This is a genomic window from Litorivivens sp., assembly GCF_041624475.1.
Classification (GTDB): domain Bacteria; phylum Pseudomonadota; class Gammaproteobacteria; order Pseudomonadales; family Spongiibacteraceae; genus Litorivivens.
Map to the genome: position 1 here is coordinate 1 of NZ_JBFJUX010000016.1, position 22356 is coordinate 22356.

General features: G+C 52.8%; 17 protein-coding genes. 13 read left to right on the forward strand and 4 right to left on the reverse strand.

The genetic code is table 11. From position 1 onward, the window contains the following. Positions 1-163 precede the first annotated feature (163 nt). Genes ABY734_RS14255 through ABY734_RS14265 form a run of 3 tightly spaced genes read left to right on the forward strand, consistent with a single transcriptional unit; the run spans position 164 to position 3221 of the window. Positions 164-1042, forward strand: coding sequence for a type II secretion system F family protein (locus tag ABY734_RS14255; RefSeq protein ID WP_372779977.1), 879 nt, complete (start codon positions 164-166; stop codon positions 1040-1042). After that, positions 1039-1884, forward strand: coding sequence for a type II secretion system F family protein (locus ABY734_RS14260; RefSeq protein ID WP_372779978.1), 846 nt, complete (start codon positions 1039-1041; stop codon positions 1882-1884). The genes ABY734_RS14255 and ABY734_RS14260 overlap by 4 nt, the downstream gene beginning before the upstream one ends. Positions 1885-1928: 44 nt before the next feature. Continuing rightward, positions 1929-3221, forward strand: a complete 1293-nt coding sequence (locus ABY734_RS14265; RefSeq protein ID WP_372779979.1) for a hypothetical protein — start codon at positions 1929-1931, stop codon at positions 3219-3221. Positions 3222-3243: 22 nt separating this feature from the next. On the opposite strand, the gene ABY734_RS14270 is transcribed toward ABY734_RS14265, so the two are convergent. Continuing rightward, a complete protein-coding gene (locus tag ABY734_RS14270; protein WP_372779980.1) occupies positions 3244-4107 on the reverse strand; it encodes an LLM class F420-dependent oxidoreductase in 864 nt (287 codons plus the stop codon). Positions 4108-4410: 303 nt separating this feature from the next. Here ABY734_RS14270 and ABY734_RS14275 point away from each other — a divergent pair, with 303 nt between their 5' ends. Beyond that, positions 4411-5352, forward strand: coding sequence for a transglutaminase domain-containing protein (locus ABY734_RS14275; protein ID WP_372779982.1), 942 nt, complete (start codon positions 4411-4413; stop codon positions 5350-5352). On the opposite strand, the gene ABY734_RS14280 is transcribed toward ABY734_RS14275, so the two are convergent. Both ABY734_RS14280 and ABY734_RS14285 read right to left on the reverse strand, forming a co-directional pair. Further along, positions 5353-6792 carry a sigma-54-dependent transcriptional regulator gene (locus ABY734_RS14280; protein WP_372779983.1) on the reverse strand — a complete coding sequence of 480 codons (1440 nt, stop codon included), beginning with the start codon at positions 6790-6792 and terminating at the stop codon, positions 5353-5355. Continuing rightward, positions 6789-7496 (reverse strand): response regulator, encoded by a 708-nt coding sequence (locus tag ABY734_RS14285; RefSeq protein ID WP_372779984.1) that lies wholly within the window; start codon positions 7494-7496, stop codon positions 6789-6791. Before ABY734_RS14285 ends, ABY734_RS14280 begins: the two co-directional genes overlap by 4 nt. 248 nt (positions 7497-7744) lie before the next feature. Here ABY734_RS14285 and ABY734_RS14290 point away from each other — a divergent pair, with 248 nt between their 5' ends. Beyond that, complete coding sequence (locus ABY734_RS14290) at positions 7745-10360, forward strand: ATP-binding protein (RefSeq protein ID WP_372779985.1); 2616 nt, start codon at positions 7745-7747, stop codon at positions 10358-10360. Here ABY734_RS14290 and ABY734_RS14295 read toward each other — a convergent pair. Continuing rightward, positions 10357-11130: a putative bifunctional diguanylate cyclase/phosphodiesterase gene (locus ABY734_RS14295; protein ID WP_372779986.1), complete on the reverse strand. Its 774-nt coding sequence runs from the start codon at positions 11128-11130 to the stop codon at positions 10357-10359. The two genes, ABY734_RS14290 and ABY734_RS14295, sit on opposite strands and share 4 nt — an antisense overlap. Positions 11131-11518: 388 nt before the next feature. Between ABY734_RS14295 and ABY734_RS14300 the strand changes: the two genes are divergently transcribed. From ABY734_RS14300 to ABY734_RS14335, 8 genes are all read left to right on the forward strand, one after another. Continuing rightward, positions 11519-12115 (forward strand): cysteine hydrolase family protein, encoded by a 597-nt coding sequence (locus ABY734_RS14300; RefSeq protein ID WP_372779987.1) that lies wholly within the window; start codon positions 11519-11521, stop codon positions 12113-12115. 17 nt (positions 12116-12132) lie between these two features. Then, on the forward strand, positions 12133-14682 hold the full coding sequence (locus ABY734_RS14305) for a PAS domain S-box protein (protein WP_372779988.1): 2550 nt from the start codon (positions 12133-12135) through the stop codon (positions 14680-14682). Between the two features lie 230 nt (positions 14683-14912). Next, entirely contained in the window at positions 14913-16145 is a 1233-nt protein-coding gene (locus ABY734_RS14310; protein ID WP_372779989.1) for a WecB/TagA/CpsF family glycosyltransferase, read from the forward strand. Positions 16146-16364: 219 nt separating this feature from the next. Continuing rightward, entirely contained in the window at positions 16365-17672 is a 1308-nt protein-coding gene (locus ABY734_RS14315; RefSeq protein WP_372779990.1) for a polysaccharide biosynthesis/export family protein, read from the forward strand. Positions 17673-17683: 11 nt separating this feature from the next. Further along, positions 17684-19096 carry a GumC family protein gene (locus ABY734_RS14320; protein ID WP_372779991.1) on the forward strand — a complete coding sequence of 471 codons (1413 nt, stop codon included), beginning with the start codon at positions 17684-17686 and terminating at the stop codon, positions 19094-19096. Then, entirely contained in the window at positions 19036-20328 is a 1293-nt protein-coding gene (locus tag ABY734_RS14325) for an O-antigen ligase domain-containing protein (protein WP_372779992.1), read from the forward strand. The genes ABY734_RS14320 and ABY734_RS14325 overlap by 61 nt, the downstream gene beginning before the upstream one ends. A 7-nt stretch (positions 20329-20335) precedes the next feature. Further along, positions 20336-21409, forward strand: coding sequence for a polysaccharide pyruvyl transferase family protein (locus ABY734_RS14330; protein ID WP_372779993.1), 1074 nt, complete (start codon positions 20336-20338; stop codon positions 21407-21409). Further along, positions 21406-22344: a glycosyltransferase family 2 protein gene (locus ABY734_RS14335; RefSeq protein WP_372779994.1), complete on the forward strand. Its 939-nt coding sequence runs from the start codon at positions 21406-21408 to the stop codon at positions 22342-22344. The genes ABY734_RS14330 and ABY734_RS14335 overlap by 4 nt, the downstream gene beginning before the upstream one ends. Positions 22345-22356 lie beyond the last annotated feature (12 nt).

The following is a 22356-nucleotide window of genomic DNA, read 5'->3' on the forward strand; positions in this document are numbered from 1 at the left end:
GTCCCGCGCAGACCTACCGCGAAGTGGAAATGGTGCAGGGCTTGTCTCGCACCAAAGTTAAAGTACGAATTTAAGATTACATACAATAACGGCCACGTTACAGGAGAGCCGACATGCAACTTGCTGCCAGGAAAGATGGAGCAAAAATACAAGGAGGTTCGGAATGTTAGACATTGCACTCCTTGCAGGCTGTGCGATTCTTGTATGCGCAGGAATTCTTTTGCTGAGGGGTGGGCAGCAGAAAGAAGCGTCTGAGGCGCCCCTGCAGATTGTGGAATCAGAGGTGCCTGAATATCGTGTGTCCTCGCTCAGGCAGTCTCTGCAAACACTGAACTGGCGCGTCGAGCCCTTGTTGCTGCTTGGTATACTCGGCGGGTCAAGCCTCTGCGTCGTCTTGGTGTTTCTGGAATTCTTCCCGGAGTCTTACCACCTTGCGTCGTTAGCCGGGTTGGCTGCTTTGGTTATGACCTATTTTCTGATAAATGATGTCAGCCGCATGATCCGGCACAAGTTTGAAGAAAAGCTTGTTGATGCGTTGGATCTTATTCACGCCGCGGTGGCCGGTGGTGTTTCTCCCCAGCGTGCTTTGCTGGTAGCTGCTAACGCCAGTAAGGGGGCTATTGCACGGGAATTGCGTGAAGTCGCGTCACGTCTGGATTATGGCCTGCCTATTGACCGGGCCGTCGAAAGGATGCAGTACCGCTACAATTCTGACGGTGTCAGGCTATTCAAGCAGGCATTACTTGCGAAATGGCAGTCAGGCACCGGATTTGCCCCACTTTTACAGTCTTTAAGTACGCTGCTGCGGGAGCGGACCAAGCTCAGAATCCAGATTGCCGCGCAGCTTTCTGGTTCGCGTTATGCGGCGATTTTTACGGGCGCTTTACCATATCTTCTAGTACCCCTTTTCCTCTGGAAGCAGCCCGAGTGGTTCGAGCCACTTAAAGCAAGTGAGCATGGTCCAATGTATCTGCTTGCGGCGGTAGTTTCCCAGGTGCTGGGCTACCTTTGGCTGCGTCGTCTATTAAGGGTTGAGTTATGAACGATTGGTGGTTTGATTTCATACTGGTTGGCCTTCTGGTAGCAATGGGCATCCTTGCCCTGGTGCTGCGAAGGTCTGACGCCCGTGCTAATGCCAGTGAGGATTTTTCTTCGAAGCTGGATTCGCTGCCGGCCCGCTCTAATCGCTGGAGCCTATATCCGAAGAACCTTGTTCGTCAGTGTGGTTTTTCAATAGAAAAGACCCGTTGGGTGTACTGGCCTTTAAAGGCGGGTATCGCGTTGCTCATTCCCATGGTTGCATTAGAAGCAACTAACGGAATGATCTCGATGATGTGGTTGTGTGGCCTTTCGCTGGCTTCCTTTCTTCTGGTGGATGCTTACTTGTTACTTCGCCGCAAACGCCGGCAGTCCCAAATCTCAGCGACCCTAAGTTTTTTTGTAAGCCTCCTAGTCGTTTATTTGCGATCAGGCCAAGGCCTGCGGTATGCCTTTGACAGTGCTGCCCGGTATGGTCTAGCTCAGGGCAATCCGCTTGCCAAGGAAGTTTCGCTGCTATTACAGGAGATTGCGGCAGGCCGCGAGCGTGATGAGGCCTTTACCTGTCTGGCAGAGCGAACTGGGGTAGACGATCTTCAAAAAATCGCAGCGGTAATGTCGGTGGGATTCAGTGTCGGCTCTCCTGTAGCTCAAACGCTTGAAGCGCAGGCCGATCTGCTATTGTCCAAGCAGCGTCAGCGTGGCGCACAAATCGCTAACCGAAAGACGATGGAAGCGATGCTACCGATGATTATGGTATGCTTTCCTATGTTTCTGGTACTGGTTTTTTACCCGGCGGGTGCGCAGATTTATGAGGTTCTTAACTTGTTAAAAGAACTCTTTTAACCAGATGAGTTTGCTGGAAAGCAATCATAACGGGGTCAATATATATGCGTGGTGTTTCGTTCTGCTCGGTAGATAGCCGACCACAGCGCCAGCGTGGATTTATTATAACTGTTGAGCTGATTCTGATAACAACCGTGCTGATCATCGGTACTCTGGTCGGTGTTGTTGCGATTCGTGATGCCCTCGTCAAACACTACGCCCAAAAGCAATCCAGAGAGGTGTACGTTAGTGATGCTAACGGGAGTGTGCTGGGTAAAGCGCTGGACTTTGATGAGCACGATGCTCCAAGAATTCCCTACATCGATCGAACCGCACCGGCGGGCAGTGACGGCGTTCAAAGAAATTTCCGGGCACTGATCGGTGTGCGCGATGACCGGTTTACCAGCCGCGAGCCGGTTTACTATCCAACAGCAAACTGCACAGGCACTCCCTGTATAAAATCCTCCAGCAATGAATTGTCGGACAGCTATGATATTGCAGGAGATGGCGCCGCTGGCGCGGTTAGTTATCTCAGTGCGCTGCAGGCAGGTCCGAATTACGCTATCGGTAACTCAGGGACAGACCTCAAGGGGTTCCTCTTTAGGGAGACTTCGGCAGCCTGCCCCTATACTCCCGAGATGGTCGGGTCGCGCTACGTATCGCAGAAGGTGGTGCCGGGTTTGCCGTGTGAAACGGTTGCGCCAGCCCGTGGTACCGCTGGGACAAGCGGCGGTGGCCAAACCGGTGCGTCGGGCCCAGACATAACAGATGCCTATACCGATTGTATTGTAGGAACGGATATTACCGGCGCGATTATCCCGTGCAGCTGTCCCTCTGGCTATAGTTCCCAGGGAGATGTAATAAGCGCGATTGATGCGGAAATCCAGAATTCTGTAAATGTGGGTATCGATGCAACACGAGGCTATGTAAAAAATCTGGTAGCCTTGGAAATCGGTACAATATGCTGTCAGGATGGCTATTCTCTGGCACCTTCCAATCTTGCCGATACGGTGGCTTTCGCTATTCTTGTTCCCAGTATTGAACTTGCCATGGGAAGCGTCGGGGGTGTAGACAGAAAAGTCCAGCAGACAATCGAATCGGTGGATGCTGTATTGTTTAACGAACCCACCCTGCAATGTGTCCGGGATGGCGGTTCTGGTACAACGGACCCCATTGCTCCGGTCATTGACGCATCGGTTGAACGGACCTTAGAGCTGCGTCTGGCAGAGCCAGTGCCTTCGGCCAACGATGTGTCACAGAATGCGCTGGCGCCTTTTGCCGCGCCTTTTCAGGTGAATTTACCGGAAAATGTCGCAAGCGAAGATTGGGTCTATATTCCACCGGATGGCGAGGGCTAAAGTCACCCGGTAGCGCAGAACGTCAGGTCGCGAGTTCAGGAATTACATCGGCAAAGCGTTCGATCATGGGAATGAACTGGTCCGGTTTGTCCCACATGTCCATGGACACTCCGATATTGCAGCGGTCAAACCCCAGATCGCGGTAGCGCTTGAGCTTGTCGGGGGTGGGCGAGTCCATCACCTGCAGGGTAATTTCCACGCTGTTCGGATCGCGCCCATTTTCCTCAACCATCTGCTTGAACTCGCTCACGGCGGTTTCGATATTGGGCAGGGCCACATCCACTGGGAACCAGCCGTCAGCCCACTTGGCCGCGTGCTTGACCCCAAGCGGGCCCATTGCCCCGAAAATGATTTTGGGGCCGCCGGCTTGAACCGGCTTGGGTGCGCTCCATACCGGCTCAAATTTCACGTACTCGCCTTGGTAGCTGGCTTCGTCCTCGGTCCATAGTTCACGCATGGCCTCGACGGTTTCCCGCATTACCGTGTAGCGTTTATTCCAGGGATGAGGGTTCACGTTGACGAATTCCTCCTGATTCCAGCCTACCCCGGTTCCAATGATGACCCGCCCATTGGATAGGTGATCCAGCGTGGCGATGGTCTTGGCTTGAGAGAACACGTCGCGTTCCATGAGCAGGGCAATACCGGTACCGATCTTCAGTTTACTGGTCACCGCGGCGGCGGCCATTAAAGACACATAGGGGTCCATCATCTGGCGATAGGGAGCCGGCATGTCACCGCCCGCTGGATAGGGCGTTTTCCGGGAGCAGGGGATGTGGCTGTGCTCGCCGTACCAGAGCGAGTCGTAACCCAGCTCCTCAAGGCGTTTTGCTAGGGTGATAGGGTCCGGGTCGTGAGCCGTGTTCATGGAACTGAAACCGAGATGCATGAGCGTGTCCTGTTATCGTCAAAACATTTCATTTGGAATGTAATATAGCCTGCTGCGCCAGCGGGCGTCAAAAGCCTGTCCAGCATCGCAGCCGCGGTCGCTCCAGGCTACACCCAAATGGCTTAGCTGAAGGGCAATTTCGTTAAGCTCGCTGCCGGGTGGCGTGAGTAGTATACTGAGGGGTACCCCGTTTTACCGGATTGAACCATGCGTCGACTTTTGGTTCTACTACCTCTACTTTTCTGCGTGGCTTGTGCCACGGGACCTGCTTCGTTGCCTGCCCCTGCCTTAGAGGCCGACCAATTGCTGGCCCGTCGAACCATTGGCCTAGACCCGCGCCCCTACCGCGACGAAGAGTTCTGGCTGAACCCCGATATGGTGATGCGTCACTTTGTCGACTTCAGCACTCGCGACGCCGACAGCGAAGATACCGCATTGGCGTTGATACGCTCTCTGCGCGAGGAATGGCCTTTGCTGAAGTATCGACGCGATGCCAACTACTCAGCTGCTGTGGCCTTTCACCAGGAACAGGCCAATTGTCTGAGTTACAGCGCGATGGTGGTCAGTCTGATGCGGCACGCGGGTGTCCAAGCCAGATTCCAACGCGTTGAGGCTGCTCCGGAGTGGGACCTCGAGGGTAGCTCGGTTGTCGCTTCGCTGCATATAAACGCTATCATCTTTCAAGAGGGCAAGCAGCTTGAAGTGGACTGGTTGCCACGGCGAAACCCTTCGGATTACGAGCGCCGCTTTGTGTTGAGCGACGACGAAGCTCTGGCAGAATGGCATAACAACCTCGGTGCCGAAGCCCTGTTAAATAATGATCTGCCGCTGGCTTTTGCGGAACTAAGTCGTGCTTTGAGGCTATCACCCAAAGCCGCACACATCTGGGTGAATCTGGGCGTGCTGTACCGCCGCGTTGGGCTGGACGAGCATGCGGAGGCGTCCTGGCTAATTGCCATTGAGTACAATCAAAGGCAGTTGCAGGCACTCAGCAATTTGCAGCGGCTCTATTTGGCTCAGGGTAGGGCGCAGCTCGCAGATGAGCTGAGCGCTGTGATTGCTTACTACCGTCAAAAGAATCCCTACTATTTCTACTTTTTGGCACGACAGGCTGAGAAAGAAAATCATCTTGAGGAAGCCCTGCGCCACATAAAGCGGGCTCGTCGAATGCACAGCGACGACCGCTTCGATCGCTTGCACGTTCGCCTGCGAGAGCGAGTTATGGAAGCGCGCGAATCCTCTTGATCAGTTCCAGCCCTTGAGTTTGCGATAGATGGTTGATGCGCTGACGCCAAGGCAAGCCGCCGCCAGTGGAATATTGCCATCACATTGTTCAATAGCCTGCTCGATAGCTTCTTTTTCTACCTGCCAAAGAGGTCTTATGCCCTGAGTTCCGTTCGGTACTGGGGGCGCACTCGCTGCCGTCGTCGCAGCGGCCGTTGAGATCTGGGCGGGAGTCGAAGCGGAAGGGGGCTGAGGACGGCTTTCACCAAAAACCGGCAACATATCCGCCGTTACTTCTGTGCCTTCGTTGATGACTACCGCGTTCTCGATAACATTTTGCATTTCCCGGATGTTACCGGGCCAGTCATAGTGTGTGATTTTTTTGATCGCGTCAGCAGCAAAACCGGTGAACTGTTTGTTGTTCGCTTTAGATTTGTCCTGAAGAAAATGATTGGCGAGCAAAAGAATGTCGTCGCCGCGATCACGCAGCGGCGGCAGCGAGACAGGAATAACGTTCAAACGATAGTAGAGGTCTTCTCGAAAACGTCCTTCTCCGACCTCTCTGGCGGGATCCCGGTTTGTAGCACAAACTATGCGGACATCGGCGGTCATGGCCTTCTGGCCACCAACGCGGCTGAAGGTACCGGTTTGCAAAAAACGCAATAGTTTGGCTTGCAGGTTCAAGTCCATCTCGCAGATTTCGTCGAGAAACAGTGTGCCGCCATCGGCCTGTTCAGCAGCACCCTTGCGCTGATTGACGGCACCGCTGAAGGAACCTTTCTCGTGGCCAAAGATCTCGGATTCGAACAGCTCGGCCGGTATCGCTGCGCAGTTGATTGCGATGAAGGGGCCTGAGCGTCGGGCGCTGGCGTTATGCAGTGACTGTGCGCAGACTTCCTTGCCGGTTCCACTCTCGCCCGTAACAAAAACACTGGCCTTGCTCTTGGCCGCGCTGTCCAGAAGCCTGAACACGGTGGACATAGACAGAGATTGGCCAACAAAATACTGTGCTACCGAATGGTCGCCGACATCTGGGGGCGCTACAGATGTGACGGCGGCAGCTGGCGCAGCGATTTCATCTTGTTTCTGGTCCAGTGCGCTTTTCACCGCCGACAACAAACGGTCTTTCGGAAAGGGTTTTTCGATAAAGTCAAAACCACCCAGACGCATGGCGTCAACGGCGGTATCAATTGTACTGTTTGCCGTAACGATGACCACGTTGGCTGGCGAGGGCTGTCGGTTTACAAACTCAAGCACTTCGAGCCCTGTAATATCCGGCAGGCAAACGTCCTGTACAATCACAGCCGGCATGCGGTTTTTAATGGCAACGAGTGCCGAGTGTCCATCAAGGAAATGCTCTGTTTTATAGCCCGCTTGTTCCAAATAGCCGCAGTACAGCGCACCGCTGGACTCACTGTCTTCTACAACATATACCAGTGGTTTGATTTCTGAATCGGTCATTCACTTGCCTCCGTGGCCAAGATTTGTCTTACGCCGTCTGCTGTACTTTGGCACAGAGCGAGGAGGCGCTGAGCTGCAGAGGTGGCATTTTCGGTTGTCAGGTCTGTGTTTTCGTTGAGCTCGCGCGCTACCTCGGCCAGTTCTAACGCTCCGTAGAGTGTTGCAGAGTTCTTGAGGATATGGCTCGCCGCGAGGGTCTCGGCGACAAGGTCGTCGGCCTCATCAAGCCGGGTTGATAAGTCGGACAATTCTTTCTCAAATAACGCCAGAAGCCGCCTAGCAGTCTCGTGCCCAAGATCGTCGGTGAGTGTGTCGATGGTTTGCTTGTCCAAAACAGCTGAGTTGCTCTTCAGGACGCCTTGCAGTTTTTTCAAAGACACGGGTTTCTCTATCAACTGGTTGATACCCGCCGCGAGAATCTTGCTTTTCTCACGGATGTCACTTTCACCGGTAATCGAAATTAGATAGGTGTCGGAATTGATTGTCTGGTTTTGCCGCAGGTATTGCGCGACTTCGCTGCCACGTTTTCCGGGGAGATGCTCATCGAGCAGAATAAGGTCATAGACTGCCTCGCAGGCCAGAGCCAAGGCTTTGTCGCCATTCTCTGCTGTTGTAACGTGATACCCAAGTTTTTCCAGCATGGCTTTGGTGGCAAATAAACTGGGCAGGCTATCGTCTGCGAGCAGGAGCTTTTCGCTTGTCATTCCCATTGCGTCCCGTAGTGTAGTAAAACTGTTCGTGGCGAAAGCTCGATCCTCGCTTACCACCTAAACAAAACTGCAAATTACGAACCATTTCGCCTTGTTTTTGAAAAAACCAGTTAAATCAGCTGGTTGTGTTCACAGACGAGTCGCTAAGCAGCTATATTGAGGCTGTACGACTAAGTTTATATGGAGATTTGCAAATTGCAAACCACAATGCAATGCAAACTGATCATCAGGGAGCTGATCTGATGGATCTGCCCACCCGTTCTCTTATCGTCCAATGTGTGGTGGACCAACATCGCCGGGTAAGAAAAATACTGTCTTGGCATGACAGATTGCCGGTCTCTAATCGTGCCGATGTCATTGAAGGGTGGTTGTCGCACCTTCTCGCTGATGTCGGGAGCGACCACGCTGAGCATTTGCTTCTCACCACAAGCCTGCCGGCCTTAATGAGCGGTAAGGAAGTGGACGTTCAACTGGAGCCCTTAGAGTCGGGAGCCCGGATTTCTATCTATTGCGACCTGTCGCAGGGCAGTTTCAGTTCGCGGTCTACGGATCGACTGGCTGCTGTTTTTGATTCGCTGTACCGGTCAAGCCTGGATGCACTGGTAACAATCGATACCCACGGAAATATTATTGAGTTTAATCAGTCGGCTGAAGCGATGTTCGGGTATCGGCGTGATGAGGTACACGGAACATCTGTGGCCGACGTGGTGATTCCACACGCGATGCGTGATGCCCATAATGCCGGGATGGATAATTATCTAAAAACGGGCGAAGGTCCTGTGATCAATAACCGGATTGAGGTGGAGGCCATTCGCCGCGACGGCTCGCTGTTTCCCTGTGAGTTAACGGTGGTGCCGGCAGAAATAAATGGCGAGACCGCATTCTTTACGGCATTTATTCGTGATATTTCAGAGCGCAAAGCGAATGAGACCGCTCTAACACGGGCCAAAGAAGCGGCAGAGGCTGCGAGTGAAGCCAAATCCCGCTTTCTGGCGCATATGAGTCACGAAATACGCACGCCAGCCAGCGCCGTCATTGGCTGTCTTGAGCTGCTTTCAGAGGCCGGGTTGGAGCATGAACAGCGTATTCTGGTGCAGACGGCCGATGATGCCGGCCGTAATCTGCTGGATATTATTGAAGACATATTGAGCTTCTCTAAAATTGAGTCCGGTACTTATCAGCTCCATTCCCAAGCCTTTAACCCGGTAAGACTGTTAGAGCAAGTCGTAGAGTCGGCTGCGGTGCGCAATAGTTCAAAGGACATTCACATTGGTTGCTGTGTGGCGCCCGATGTTCCTCTGAGCGTTGTGTCAGATCCGGTGGCGATACGGCAGGTCGTAAGCAATCTTGTTGAAAACGCCATGAAGTTTACGCAACAAGGAGGAGTCAGCGTTCGTGTCTACCTGCAGGAAGGTGTGACGGGGGCTGATCACGTTGATTTGCGTATCGTAGTGCAAGACTCCGGCGCGGGAATAGACGTCAGCCAGCAGGACAAGATATTCGATGAGTTTGGACAGGTTGATAGTAGCGACCAGACGACCGCTGGTGGCACGGGTCTTGGGCTGGCAATTTGCAAACGCCTGCTGGACGCTCTGGGTGGGCACATTACCGTAGACAGTGAATTGGGCAAGGGGAGTCGTTTTCAGGTGCTGCTTCCCTGTGACCTGACGGATACTCATGAGACTTTCATGGCGTCGGGTCAGCGCATCCCTGCATTGGTGGGTGTGGAAAGCTGCAATGCCAAATTTACAGAAGATGTGACTGAACAGTTGACGCTGCTAGGTGGCAAAGTCTGCCCCGCTATTGAGGTAGCAAAGGCGACCGCCGTCCCGTTGGTCGTAGAGGTTCCGGCCAATCTGAAACTGAACCAGGTTATTGCCCAGTGGGCAGAGCGTGGCGTCGAAGCTGAACGTTTGATTTTGGGCTTACAGAGTGCCTTTTCCGAGGAGGCCATCGAAGCGCGAAAGGCGGGCGTAAAAGGGGTGATTGCGCGGCCTTTCACCGGGTCTGCGCTGATTGGCGCCCTGACTGCTGAAGGCCCGGGACCTGACGTCAACACGGCGCAGGGAGAGCCGGAGGATGCTGCTTTAGAGGGGTGTCGCATTCTGCTGGCAGAAGACAGTAAAGCCAATCAACTGATTGCATCTGCGATGCTGCAACAAGAAGGCTGTCTCGTCGATGTTGTGGAGAATGGAAGTGAGGCCATTGCGGCCGTTGCCCAGCATCACTATGCGGCGGTATTGATGGACCTTCGAATGCCGGTGGTTGATGGTTTGGCAGCAACCCGGGAAATCCGTAAAACCCACAGTAAAGAACAACTTCCTATTATTGCGCTTACAGCTAACGTGTTTGGTAGCGATGTTGATCGCTGCCTGGATGCGGGAATGAATGATTTTATGGGCAAGCCAGTCAATCGGAGAAAATTGTCCTCCATCCTGTCTCACTGGATATACGGAGCTTCTGAGCAGAGTGAGGGTGCTGACCCGCACAGTGAAACTGAGGTGGGTGACTTTATAGACAGGTCGTTATTAGAGCAACTTCGACAGGATACTTCTGACGAGGCCGTCGAGATCATTCTAAAAGCCTTTGAGGCGGAATTGACGGGCTTTGTGGCGCAATTGCAATCGTTTGATGGTTCAGCTACTCCAACCGCAGCGGAATTAGGTCATCTCCGGGAATATGCTCATCGCTGCAAAAGCAGCGCGGGTTACTGCGGTGCTACACACATTCAGGCGCTCGCTGCCTCGTTGGAAAAGGCGTGTTCCGATAATGCGCTTGATCGCGTCACCGAGTTGTTACCGCAATTAGTTGTCTGCGCCGAAAAAACGCAGGTAGCGATTGACGAACTGCAACCCTAAGCGCACTGCTTTTTGCTGGCAGGGTTCCAGAATTGGCTGCAGTCTTCGAGAGTGGCTGGTTTGCCGGTCAGATAGCCCTGAACGCTATCGCAACCTAGCTGAGAGAGTATTTGCAGCTGTGGGTCTGATTCTACGCCCTCGGCTACCGTGCTTAGCCCTAGCCTTTGCGCCATTGCCAGAATCGCGCTGCAAATTGTAAAGTCGTCTTCGCTGCTGTGGAGCCCATCGACAAAACTTTTGTCGATTTTTAGTCCGTCAATCTTGAATTCGCGCAGCAAATTGAGAGAAGCGAAGCCCGTACCAAAGTCGTCCAGCCAAATTTTTATTCCGTCTCCCTGAAACGCCTTGAACGTTCGCGCGATAAGCCCTGGATTTTGAATCAGCGCCGTTTCGGTCAACTCCAGTTTGACGGCTTGTGGGGGTACATTCAGGTCCATAAGGGCTTTCATAAATGTCTCATAAATGTCGCCGGCCTGAACTTGCCGTGGAGATACGTTTATTGACATATAGAGAGGCATCCCAGAATGCTTTCTCATTTTTGCCAGATCATGAATGGCTTGCCGCGTAATCCAGCGCCCCAGCTCCACAATATCTCCACTTTCTTCAGCAAAGGGAATGAAGTCGGCGGGTGAGATCAGGCCGAAGTGCGGTGACTGGCAGCGGACAAGAGCCTCAAACCCTTTGAGCTCACCGTCGCCAAGCCCAAATTGCGGCTGGTAAACGAGGTAACAATGCCGCTCAGCTATGGCCTCTGTGATGATTGCCTGCATGGGCAAGTTTGAGGTGCCGGGCATTTTTGGGTGGTTCATGTCATTACTCCAAACGTGAATACTGCGTTGGTAGCTTCCTCGCAACTATCGGGCCACGATGGGTAAATCGTCTGGGAAAACAGGTAACTGATTGTAAAAAAAGATAATTTTAAAGATTGATGGCAGCGCACCGTATCGCATTGGTCTATGTAGATCGCTGAACGAAGCAATTGCAATGCATATTGCCTTTCATATTGGTTTTCAAAATGCGAAAAACGTTGCGGTTTTGTGAAGGGAAATAAAAAAACATATTAAAAACAAAGACATAAGTTTCTAGTTGAATTTGGTATGGCCTTTGCATTTTAGGATTCAAGCACTTTGAAGATGAAATGTAAGCGGAGTTAAACCGATGAACGACCTTTCGAAAACAGCTTTGATACTTATTGGTTTCCAAAATGACTACTTTGCGGAAGATGGGATTCTGCACTCAGTCATTGAGGAGTCATCTCGGGTAAGCGGTGTCCTGGCGAATACCTTGTCTTTGCTGGATGAGCGCGGCAGGGATTTTGGCTTAGTAGTGGCTACCCCGATTCACTTCACCCCAAATTACGATGAATTGACGGAGCCCGTGGGAATTCTGCAGACGATTCGACAGGTCGGCGCTTTTAAAGCCGGGTCTCGGGGGGCTGAAACCATTGCGGAACTTAAGCCCTATGAGTCCATTATTCGCGAGGTGCCCGGTAAACGGGGCCTAAATGCCTTCTCCAATACGGACCTTGAGGAAATGTTGCGCGATAACGGTATCGAGCGGATTGTGTTGGCCGGCACTGTGACCTCCATATGTATTGATTCGACCGGGCGCCATGCGGCGGAACTCGGTTTCAAAGTCATGGTGCTTAGCGACTGTACCTCGGGAAGAACGGTATTTGAGCAGGAATTTTATTGTGACACAGTATTTCCGCTCTATGGTGAAGTCGCGACATCCCGCGTGTTGAAAGCGGCCTAATTAGGGAGGGCACTGTTGTGGCGGCCACAGATCAGGAATTGCAGCTTCAGATTCAGGCGAAAATGTTCGAAGCACTTCATCTGCGCGAGAAGGAGTTTTCCACACTCACGTCATTGCTGGAAGATATTGTCTTTAGATGCGACAGCTCCGGTAAAATCCTTCTGGTAAACGAGGCATGGGAACGGCTTCTTGGGTGGAACATCAAGGAGTCGGTGGGTAAAAAACTCACGGACTTCTTTTGTGAGTCTGGGGCGCCGCTACTGCTTCCTGATCAAGCGGCACAGGATGCTTACACCGATGAGGTCTGTCTGCTCGACCGGAAAGGACTAAAGCTTATTTTCAATATGAAAGCGACCTATTCGGGCGGCAGTTGGTATGGCTCTCTGACCGATGTTACCGCCTACCGCAGTGCTTTATCAGAACTTGAAATTGTCAGGGAAAATGAGCGCAAGTTGTCACTGGTTGCAAGCCGGACCGACAATATTGTCATCATTACTGATGCTCTTGGCTGTATTGAATGGGTTAACGGCAGCTTTGAGAAAGAAACAGGGTATACATCTGAGGAGGTATTGAGAAAGTCACCGGGTGATCTTTTGCAGGGCCCAGAAACCTCGACTGAAACTATTGCGGTGATGCGTGAGGGGGTGAGTAAGGGCGAGGGTTTTAATGTTGAGGTGATTAACTACAACAAGGACGGCATTCCTTATTGGGTCGGTGTCGATTGCACCCCCGTATTTGACGACAATGGAACTATCCGCAATTTTATAGCGATTGAACGCGTTATTACCGAGCGAAAAAATACAGAACAACGTTTACGCGAAAGTGAACAACACTTTCGGAGCATACTGGACACAGTCAGCGAAGCCATATTCTACTGCGATTCTTCACTGCAAATTCGCTACGTCAACCCAGCCTGGAGCGGCATGACCGGCCATGAACTCGGCGCCGGCGAATTCATAGAGCTTACCGAATTTGTTCATTGTGACGATGCAGAGTTGCTCGAAGGTATGCGTAAACAGATACATCATCAACCGGGGCAAATCAGGCGGGAAATGCGAGTGATCAGTCGGGACGGCGGGTGGCGCCATGTCGAGGTCATCCTTTCCAACAATGGGTCGCAGGGGAATCTCGCCTATACCGGTGCGCTGATTGATATAGACGAACGCTGGCACGCAACGCAGGCGATGATGCAGGCGAAAGAGAAGGCCGAGCAGTTGTCTGAGGCTCGAACCCAGTTTGTTGCCAATATGTCGCACGAGATTCGCACTCCGCTCAATGCGATCATTGGTATGAGTAATGTGCTGAGGCACACCACTCTCGATGGCGAGCAATCCGCCTACGTGGATACCTTGCTTAATGGCGGGAAGGCGCTGTTGGCGCTGGTTAACGATATCCTTGATCTGGCGAAGCTTGACTCAGGTGAAATGGAGCTTGAGAGGAAACCCTTTGATCTCTGTTCTCTCGCTGAAGAATGTGTCGACGTTATGGCGAACAGTGTTATGGAGAAAAACCTTAGGCTGACGTTGGAAGTAGGCGCAGAACTAAGCCGCGAACATATAGGCGACGCGCATCGAATACGACAAATCCTGCTTAACCTGTTATCCAACGCGATAAAATTTACTGAACAAGGTGAAGTCCAGATATCTCTAGATGAGGAACGACAGGGAGATGAACGGTTGCTTAAACTACGTGTCGAGGATAGCGGTATCGGCATAGCGCCGGAGAAACTGACTAACCTGTTCGATGCTTTCAGTCAGGCTGACCCTTCCATTACACGCCAGTTTGGCGGAACGGGCCTTGGCCTCTCGATCTGCAAGCAAATTGTCGATCATATTGGAGGCCGAATATGGGCTGAAAGCACTCAGGGGGTGGGTGCCGTATTTCACTGTGAACTGCCGACCCGAACGGTAATCGCCTCTCAGTCCGGGGACACTATTCACGCCTACAATCTCGATGATCATGCCTTGGACTACGTTAAAAATGTGGCTCATGTCTACGGTTTCTGCTTCAAGTCGCACGAGATTGACGGGCATGCTGGCTTTGCGCTGCAATTAGCCGGATCGGCGGTTTCGCCGCGCTGTGCCTATCCTGAAAGCAAGATTCTCAGTCCGAGGCGCTTGCTCGATCTGCTCCGTCATCGCTCCAATGCGGCCGCTCCGCAGAGCGATAAAGGACTGCGCAGAGAACAGAAGATCCTTCTTGCTGAAGACGTCGTTGCAAACCAGCTGGTTGCAAAAGCCATGTTAAATCAACTCGGGTACCATGATCTGACCGTTGTTGAAAATGGCCAGCTTGCGCTTGAGAAGGCCCGGGAAGAACATTTTGATATCGCGTTGCTCGATATTCATATGCCGGTAATGGATGGCTTTACTGCAGCTTCAGGCTTGCGCAAGGAAAGTCTGGCGTCGGTCATCATAGCGGTGTCTGCGGATGTCACCACTGCTGCCAAAGCCCAGGCCACGGAGGCGGGCTTCGATAATATGCTGCCCAAGCCGTTTACTCGCGATAGCCTGTCAGACATGCTTGACCACTACTGCAACCAGAGCGCGGTTGCGGCGGCAGGTTGATGGCGTCGCAGCCCGTGCTGTCATTCTCTTCACGACTCAGTAAATCCCCCTTGAGCTGAAAGCTTGGGAAGTAGGTCATCTCGCGACTCAACCTGCGTTGCAATTTGCGAATGATTGCCCGGGTGTGAGTGTGGAGTTTCTTGAAAGTATAACAAAAACAACATGTTAGGTTGATTTTTCGGGTTGGCATGTTCGTCGCAATAGCTCCTGTAACTGAAAGGAGAATGGCGATGAAAGCAACTAACAAAAACAACGTTCCGGTCAGCGATAGAGTTATCGCGAGTCTGTTGCTGGTATTTACAGGGCCAGTTTTACTGGCCCGGGTGCTGCTTCAGGCGCTCGGACTGTCTGTTTACCTCGAAGACAAAGCGTACCACCTGGGGCTCTACAAAGTGCGCAGTTTGCGGGTTTATCGCGACGGCACTGAACGTAAAGCACCATTGCTGCTTGAGGTAGTGAAGGGTCGTATCGCACTTGTCGGTTCGCGGCTGGTAGCGGCTGACGAAATCGCCGATGCGAATGACATCGCCTTCGCCGATATGCATTTCGCCGCTACGCCGGGTGTTTTCAGCCTGTTTGAACTGCGTCGTCATACCGGGCTCGATTTTCTCACCGAGCAGGAATGTAACCTGGAATATCTGGAAAACTGCGGACTGGCCGCTCGCTTGAAAATTGTTGTGCGCAGCGTGCTGGCCAGTGTTTTGTACCGTGGTGGACAGGTGCTGCGTGACGTTGCCCAGTTTGAAGTGCTTGGCGTACGCATCGATAACTGGTCGATGACCGACTCGCTGACTGATATCGGTCGCGCCATCGAGAGCAAATCGCAGAGAACAATTTTCTTCGCCAACGCGCACACGCTCAATCTCAGCTATGAAGACGCTGCTTTTCGAAAGATTTTGAATGATGTCGATGTGCTTTTGCCCGATGGTTCGGGAATTGAAGTGGCGTGTCGCCGTGACGGAATCCGCCGCAAGGGCAATGTAAACGGGACCGACATGCTGCCGCTGCTTTGCGAAGCTCTCGGGAATAGCGGTGGTTCGGTGTACTTGCTGGGGGGAGAAGAGGGGATTGCTGAAACCGCCGCTGGCAACCTGCGCTCGCGTGTACCAAGCCTGCGCGTGGCGGGTACTCGCAACGGATTTTTCAATCAGGCCAATTGCGATGATGTTATCGCACAGATTAATGAGGCGAAGCCGGATGTGCTGTTGGTAGGTATGGGGCAGCCCCTGCAAGAGCGCTGGGTTGCTGCTAACCGCCATCGTCTCGACGTGCCGGTCGTGATGGCTGTAGGTGGCTTGTTCGACTTCTACGCCGAAAAGGTGTCTCGGGCGCCAGTATGGCTGCGTGAATTGGGGCTGGAGTGGATCTGGCGTCTGCTGCAGGAACCTGGCCGTATGTGGAAGCGCTATGTTATTGGCAATCCGCTGTTCCTTTTGAGAATTCGCAGAGCCGCGCCGCGCTAAGATTGCGAAAAGCTTTGCAAAATGCGAAAAGCGCTGATTGCAAAATGCAAAACTTCCTTCAATAACTCCTGCCCGGTATGCCGGGCTTTATCTCAAGTATATGATTTTAAATAACTAATAAGAGATTTCTCGGGTTGGCATCGCCTGTGCATTAGTCCATATAGAAACTACAAAGGTGGATGCGAAATGCCTCCACATTTACCTACTCGGGACAAGACAATGAGCATTAACCAGGTCATCAAAGGCGCTTCTCGAACTCTACTGGTCGCCTCATCCATTATTGTGATGAGTGGCTGTGCGGTACACAGCGGAGTGAAAAACCCGGAAGCCGGCGTGAAACGGGATTTTTATGTACCTGCGAAACGCGAACAATCCAGCGTTGACGCACGGGCCGACGCGGCTAACGAGATTCTGGCACGCAATCAGAGCCTGGCGCGCAACGATGAATGTCTGGGTGGTGTGTCAGGCTTTAGCAATACGCAGCGTAATTTTTGGGTAGATCAACCCCTGCCGGTGCAGCTTCGAAGCGCAGGTGCCAAGCGCTCCGACACCGGGATGAACCGACGCTTGCTGCCGCTGTCCCCCGGCGATCGTATTGAGGTGCTCATCCATGAAGGTGAAGAGTTCTCCGGACAGTATGTGGTCAACCACGATGGGACGCTGGAGCTGCCATACCTGCCGCCGATTACCGTTTCAGGTCTGGACACCGAGGAGATCGAAAACCGCTTGGAACTGCTGCTGGTTCGGGAGAACTTCTTTTTGGCTCATAACCTGCGCATCAGTGTTCGCCCACTCCAGTGGGCGCCGGTGATGGTTTCTGTCAGTGGTGCAGTCTTTAATCCGGGCCGGATATTGATTAACGAGCGTCTGCCGGAGCAAATCGAAGAGTCCAAAACGCGTATCGCAGGAGACTATCCGACCCGCCGCTATCTGAGCGAAGCTATTCGCGCAGCCGCCGGCGTACGTCCGGATGCTCGCATCGATAAGGTTGTGTTGATTCGCGACGGCTGGCATCAGGAAATTGATCTGAGTGGCATTTTTACCGGAGCCGAAACCGGGGATGTGCCCTTGATTGCTGGTGACAAGGTGGTTGTACCGACGGCGGGTTGCTTCCAGCGAGAGCTGGCCCGGCCTTCACAGATAACCCCAAAAGGTATTCGGGTGTTTATTTCCAACCTGGCTTCCGGTAAAGATAATGCGGCGGCTGCGGTGGGCAACTACGCGACGAGCATGCCTTACGGGACCCGACTGCTGCAGGCGGTGGTGTCCGGTAACTGCGCGGGTGGCACACAATTGACTAATGCCTCGCGATTTGCGGTACTTGTCAGTGAAAATCCGATTACTGGTCAGTCAGAAGTGGTGGAACGCAGTATTGAAGAGTTGATGCGCAATCCTGAGCGCGATAGCTTTAACCCATACTTGCAGCCCAATGACTCTGTGGCCTGCTATGACTCTTCGGTAACGAACATTCGCGACATAGCGCGCACGGTTATCGATATCGTCAGCCCAATCAAACTGCTGCGCTAAGGGGACTCGAGATGTCAGATTACACGCCGATTCCCGACGAGCTGGCGCCGGTTCCCTACCGTCGCCCCGTGGACAAGCCCCGGTGGGCGCGCTACATCTTTGTTGGCCTCGCGGGGTTTATGCTGATCTGGGCGATGGTGGCAGCCTACGTGCTCTCTTCACCGACTTACAGCAGCAAATTCTCCTTCGTGCTGCCCGGTAAAGGGGTGAATACCAAAGTTAACCTGCAAAGCATTGGGGAGGCGAGCACCAGTAGTAGTTCCCCGTTCGGTAACAGCGGTATTAATCCTCGGGTGAACTATAAAGAGATACTGGTTTCCGATCTGGTTGTTCGCCGTGCGGCTGACGTCTTGGATATTGAAATTCAAGATTTTGGCAAACCCACGGTCAAGCTGGTCGATCAAACGGCGATAATCCATGTTGAGAATAAGGCCGGCTCGCCTGAAGCCGCACGCAACAAAGCTCAAGCGCTGGTTGAAGCTTTCGACAGTCGTATTGAAGAGCTGCGCAAAGATGAAATGGCTCGACGTGAAGAGGGTATCCGTCGTGCGCTATCGGTCTACCAGCAAAGATTGGACGATGCTCAGGATGCTTTGCTTGAGCATAAGCAGAACTCACAGTACGTGTCAGCGCGACAGTATGAAGAGCTGACTATGCGTCTGGAGCGCCTGAAGGAAGAGCAAGTCAGGACTAGCGGTGAGCGAGACAATATCTCCGGCTATGTACAACAGTTATCAATGAATCTTGGGATCACCCCGCGGATGGCGGCGAATGCCTTTATGCTGCAAGCCGATGCCCAGTTTTCACGTAATCTTGACGATTATCAGGAAGCCAGTGCGAATCTCGCCGTCTACCGTTCAAAGTGGGGAGGAGCGCACCCTGCCATCGTGAAGGAGGAGGCAAAGCAAGAGTCCACACTGGACGCAATGCGCCAGCGCAGCCTGGAGCTTATCGGCGAGCAGGATCTCAATATACTGCGTCTGATTAATATCAGTAGTTCCAACGAGCGTGGAACCCTGTTTCAGGACCTGCTCGTAAACTTTGCAAAAGCCAAAGGCCTGAACGATAAGATTGATCAGCTGGGCAAAGCCATTGATCGTCACGTCGACAACCTCAAGCGTTATGCCCGTGAGGCTGCTGAACTGGAAAACCTTGAACGCAACTACGAAATTGCCGAGGCTGTGTATACGTCTGCCGTCACCCAGATAGATACCAGCAAAACCGACGTTTTCGCGTCCTACCCGCTGGTACAGGTATTGGCCGCGCCTTCGCTTCCGACCAAGCCCGTTTCACCGAATAAGCCGCTGGCGATTATCGGCGGGGTACTCGGTAGTATGATGACTATGTTTGGACTCTTTCTGCTATGGAAGCGCAAACAATTAATCCAGAAAATATTATCGAAAAGTGGATTTGGTACGCTTTAATACTCACCTATCCGTTTTATGTTATCGGCGCAGTCTACATCGTTGCGCCGGTATTGGGCTGGATCCTGATTTTATACTGGGCCTACAACCTGTGGCTGCCCGAGCCGTTGCGGATAAAATCTTTTCAGCTGGAGATACCCGCGATTGCCTGGCTGTGGATCGCCGGCATGGTGGTGATGGAGGTGGCGCTGATCGCCGGTCACGTCGACTTCCAGCTGGGACTTCCCGCAATTATAAAATCCAGTATTGGTTGGGCAAAGGGCTGGGCTCTGCTGGCGGTCTTTGTCATGGTCGGCGCAACGCTGCCGGTTCGTCCCGAATTGATTTACCGGGCATGCTGCATTATCTGTCTGCACACCCTGATTCTGATTCCGATTTTCGTCGGTGCCTACTATATCGGTTTGCCCGGCAAAATATTTGTCTCGCCACTGAAAGCGATTGGCGGTCCGGGGCCGGAGTTTTTTGAGTTTCAGCTCTATGGCATTAACCCCGAGTCTCATGGGCCGCGCTGGCGTTTTTTTACGCCCTGGGCACCAGCGGCTGGATTGTTGGCTAACTTCTATCTGGTTTTTGCCTTGCAGGAGCGGGAGAAGTTCTGGCGCTGGTGTGGCATTGTCGGCAGTATTGCAATGGTGTTGATGTGTCAGTCACGAGCGGGCCTTGTCGCCATGCTGTTTGTTTCACCTGCCGTGTATTTTGTCTCGCGCCTGAACAATCCGGTTTTATGGATGACCGGTGGCGTGGGAATGGCCGGCGTGGGCGTGGCCTTCACGAATTTGTTGGAACTGGCGGATATCACGGTGACCGAGTTCAAGCAGGCACGGGCTGGATCCAGTCGGGTCAGGGCTGCTCTGGCGAGAATTGCCATTCAGCGCTGGCGCGATGAGGCGCCTGTCTGGGGGCATGGCGTGGTAGAGCGTGGTCCGCATTTGGTGGAGTATATGCCAATCGGCTCGCATCACAGCTGGTATGGCTTGTTGTTTGTTAAAGGGGCGGTAGGTTTCGTTGCTTTGTTTTTGCCTATGGCGGTGACGCTGGTCGCGCTCTTTATTCAGGCGCAGCGTTGTGTCACGTCGCGTGCAGGCCTGGCCTGTATGCTGATTTTGATTATGTTCAGTTTCGGTGAAAACCTGGAAATTCTTGCCTACCTTTTCTGGCCTGCGCTGGTCATTATCGGTGCGGCTTTTCGCAATGACATAGTAGAGAAGTCTTATAATGCCAAAAAAATATGATGCCCTGTTGGTCGGCTACTACGGCATGCTCAACACCGGCGATGATATGTTGATGGCGGCGACGGCGGAGGGCGCGAAAAAGCTGTTTTCTGCAGCTGCGCTAGCAGCGACTTGTCCTGTGGGTAGTGGCGTGAGTCAGTGGTTGCAATGTACTCCCGTTCAAAGTCGGCAGCAGCGCTTTCGGGCACAGGATCGTATCCTTAAATATGTTGCTGCCTGGCGCAGTCGTCATATTTTGATCGGTGGAGGCTCGGTGTTTCACACCGCCAAGGATATTGCCCAGAAACGCCATTACTTAAAACTGGCTGGCGATGCCGAGCATCGTGCAGTTGGTGTAGGTTTGGGCCCCTTTGTTGATACGGAAGCAGAGCAGCAATGCGCCGCCTTTCTCAATGAAGTAGCGTTTACGGGAGTGCGCGATAAAGAGAGCTTCGATATAGCCCGCAGTATCGCGCCGAATGCTCGTGTTGCACTGACCTACGATTTGGCTCCCGGATTAGTCGATAGTGAAGCCTTTCAGGCATCACTTGCCAGAGAGCGGGACAATGCTATTGGCTTTGCCTTGTGCCCGAAAGAGCGGTTTGCGAATGATAGCGAATCTGAAAACAAGCGTTTGCAGAAATTGGCCGTGGCGGTAAAACGCTGGCATCAGGAGACCGGTGCCGAGATCCGCTTGTTTGATTTTAATGGTCACCCCAACCTGGGTGACGAACAGGTGCACCGGGAGTTTCGCACAATGTTGGATGGCGTTCCGGTCGAGCATATCTCTTACCACGCCAACCCTTATCATTGCATAGCCGCAATAAGCCAAACTCGAATGATGGTTGCAATGCGTTTACATGCCGCTATATTTTCGTTCCTGACCCAAACTCCCTATCTCAGTCTCAATTATCACCCTAAATGTGAAAACTGGTGTCGTGACAGCGGGCACGATACGCGGTATGCGTTTGACAGTACAAATTTCGATCCCGATGACCTTGCGCAGGTGGGGGGCGAAATCTTGGGGGGCAGCTATCGCCAGCCGACACTGCCAATAGCAGCGGCGCGCGATGAGGCATTAAAGAACTGGGAGGCGCTGTGACAATACCTGAATTTTCAGTCATTGTTCCCCTTTATAACAAGGCTGCCCACATCGTGGACACGCTTAACTCTGTTCGCGCGCAGACACTGCCGCCCAAAGAAGTGATTGTGGTTGACGATGGTTCGACTGATCAGGGAGCGGACCGTGTTGAGACTTTGATTCAGGAGGGTTTTCCAGGATTAAAGTTGATCCGGCAGGTTAACGGCGGTGTCTCGGTTGCGCGCAATACTGGCATTGCCGCCAGTTCAAGCGATTACGTTGCCTTTCTGGATGGTGATGACCTTTGGTTGCCCGAACTTCTGGCCGAAATGGCCCAGTTGATCAAGGATTTTCCCGAGGCAGGTGGCTTTTCAACGGCCTTTGCACATTTCACTCCAGCGGGTAGCATCACGCCTATTCAGCCGCACTTTCCAGCCCGCTACCAAAAGCAGACGCGTTTTCTATACGACTACTTTGAAGCCGCAGCGACCGGGGAACTGCCCGCGATGACATCGGCAACCTGCATACCCAAGCGGGTGTTGAATGAGGTAGGGGGGTTTCCGCCAAGGGAAAAAATTGGTGAGGATCAGGATGTCTGGATTCGCGTGGGGCAGCGGTATTCCTTTGCCTACAGCCGCCGTGTTTGCATGCATTATCTAATTGAGGCTGAAAATAGAGCTTCCGTTATGCACGTTCCGGAATGCGAATGTCCTTTCAGTTTGCGTTTGAAAAACTATGCCGAATCATCCGGTGATCCACGTCGGGAGCTTATGCTCAAGTTGACGGCCAACCATCTTCTGCATTTGGCTCAATTGAATATCAGGGCCCGAAAGTTTCCTGTAGCTCGACGTCTGTTAGCTGAACAGAGAACCTGGATGCTACCGCTAAGACGAATCAAATGGGAGGTGGCTTTCTGGTTTGCTCGGTGTGGCTTGATGTTTCGTCGTTCGGCGTAGCGCTAAGCTGTT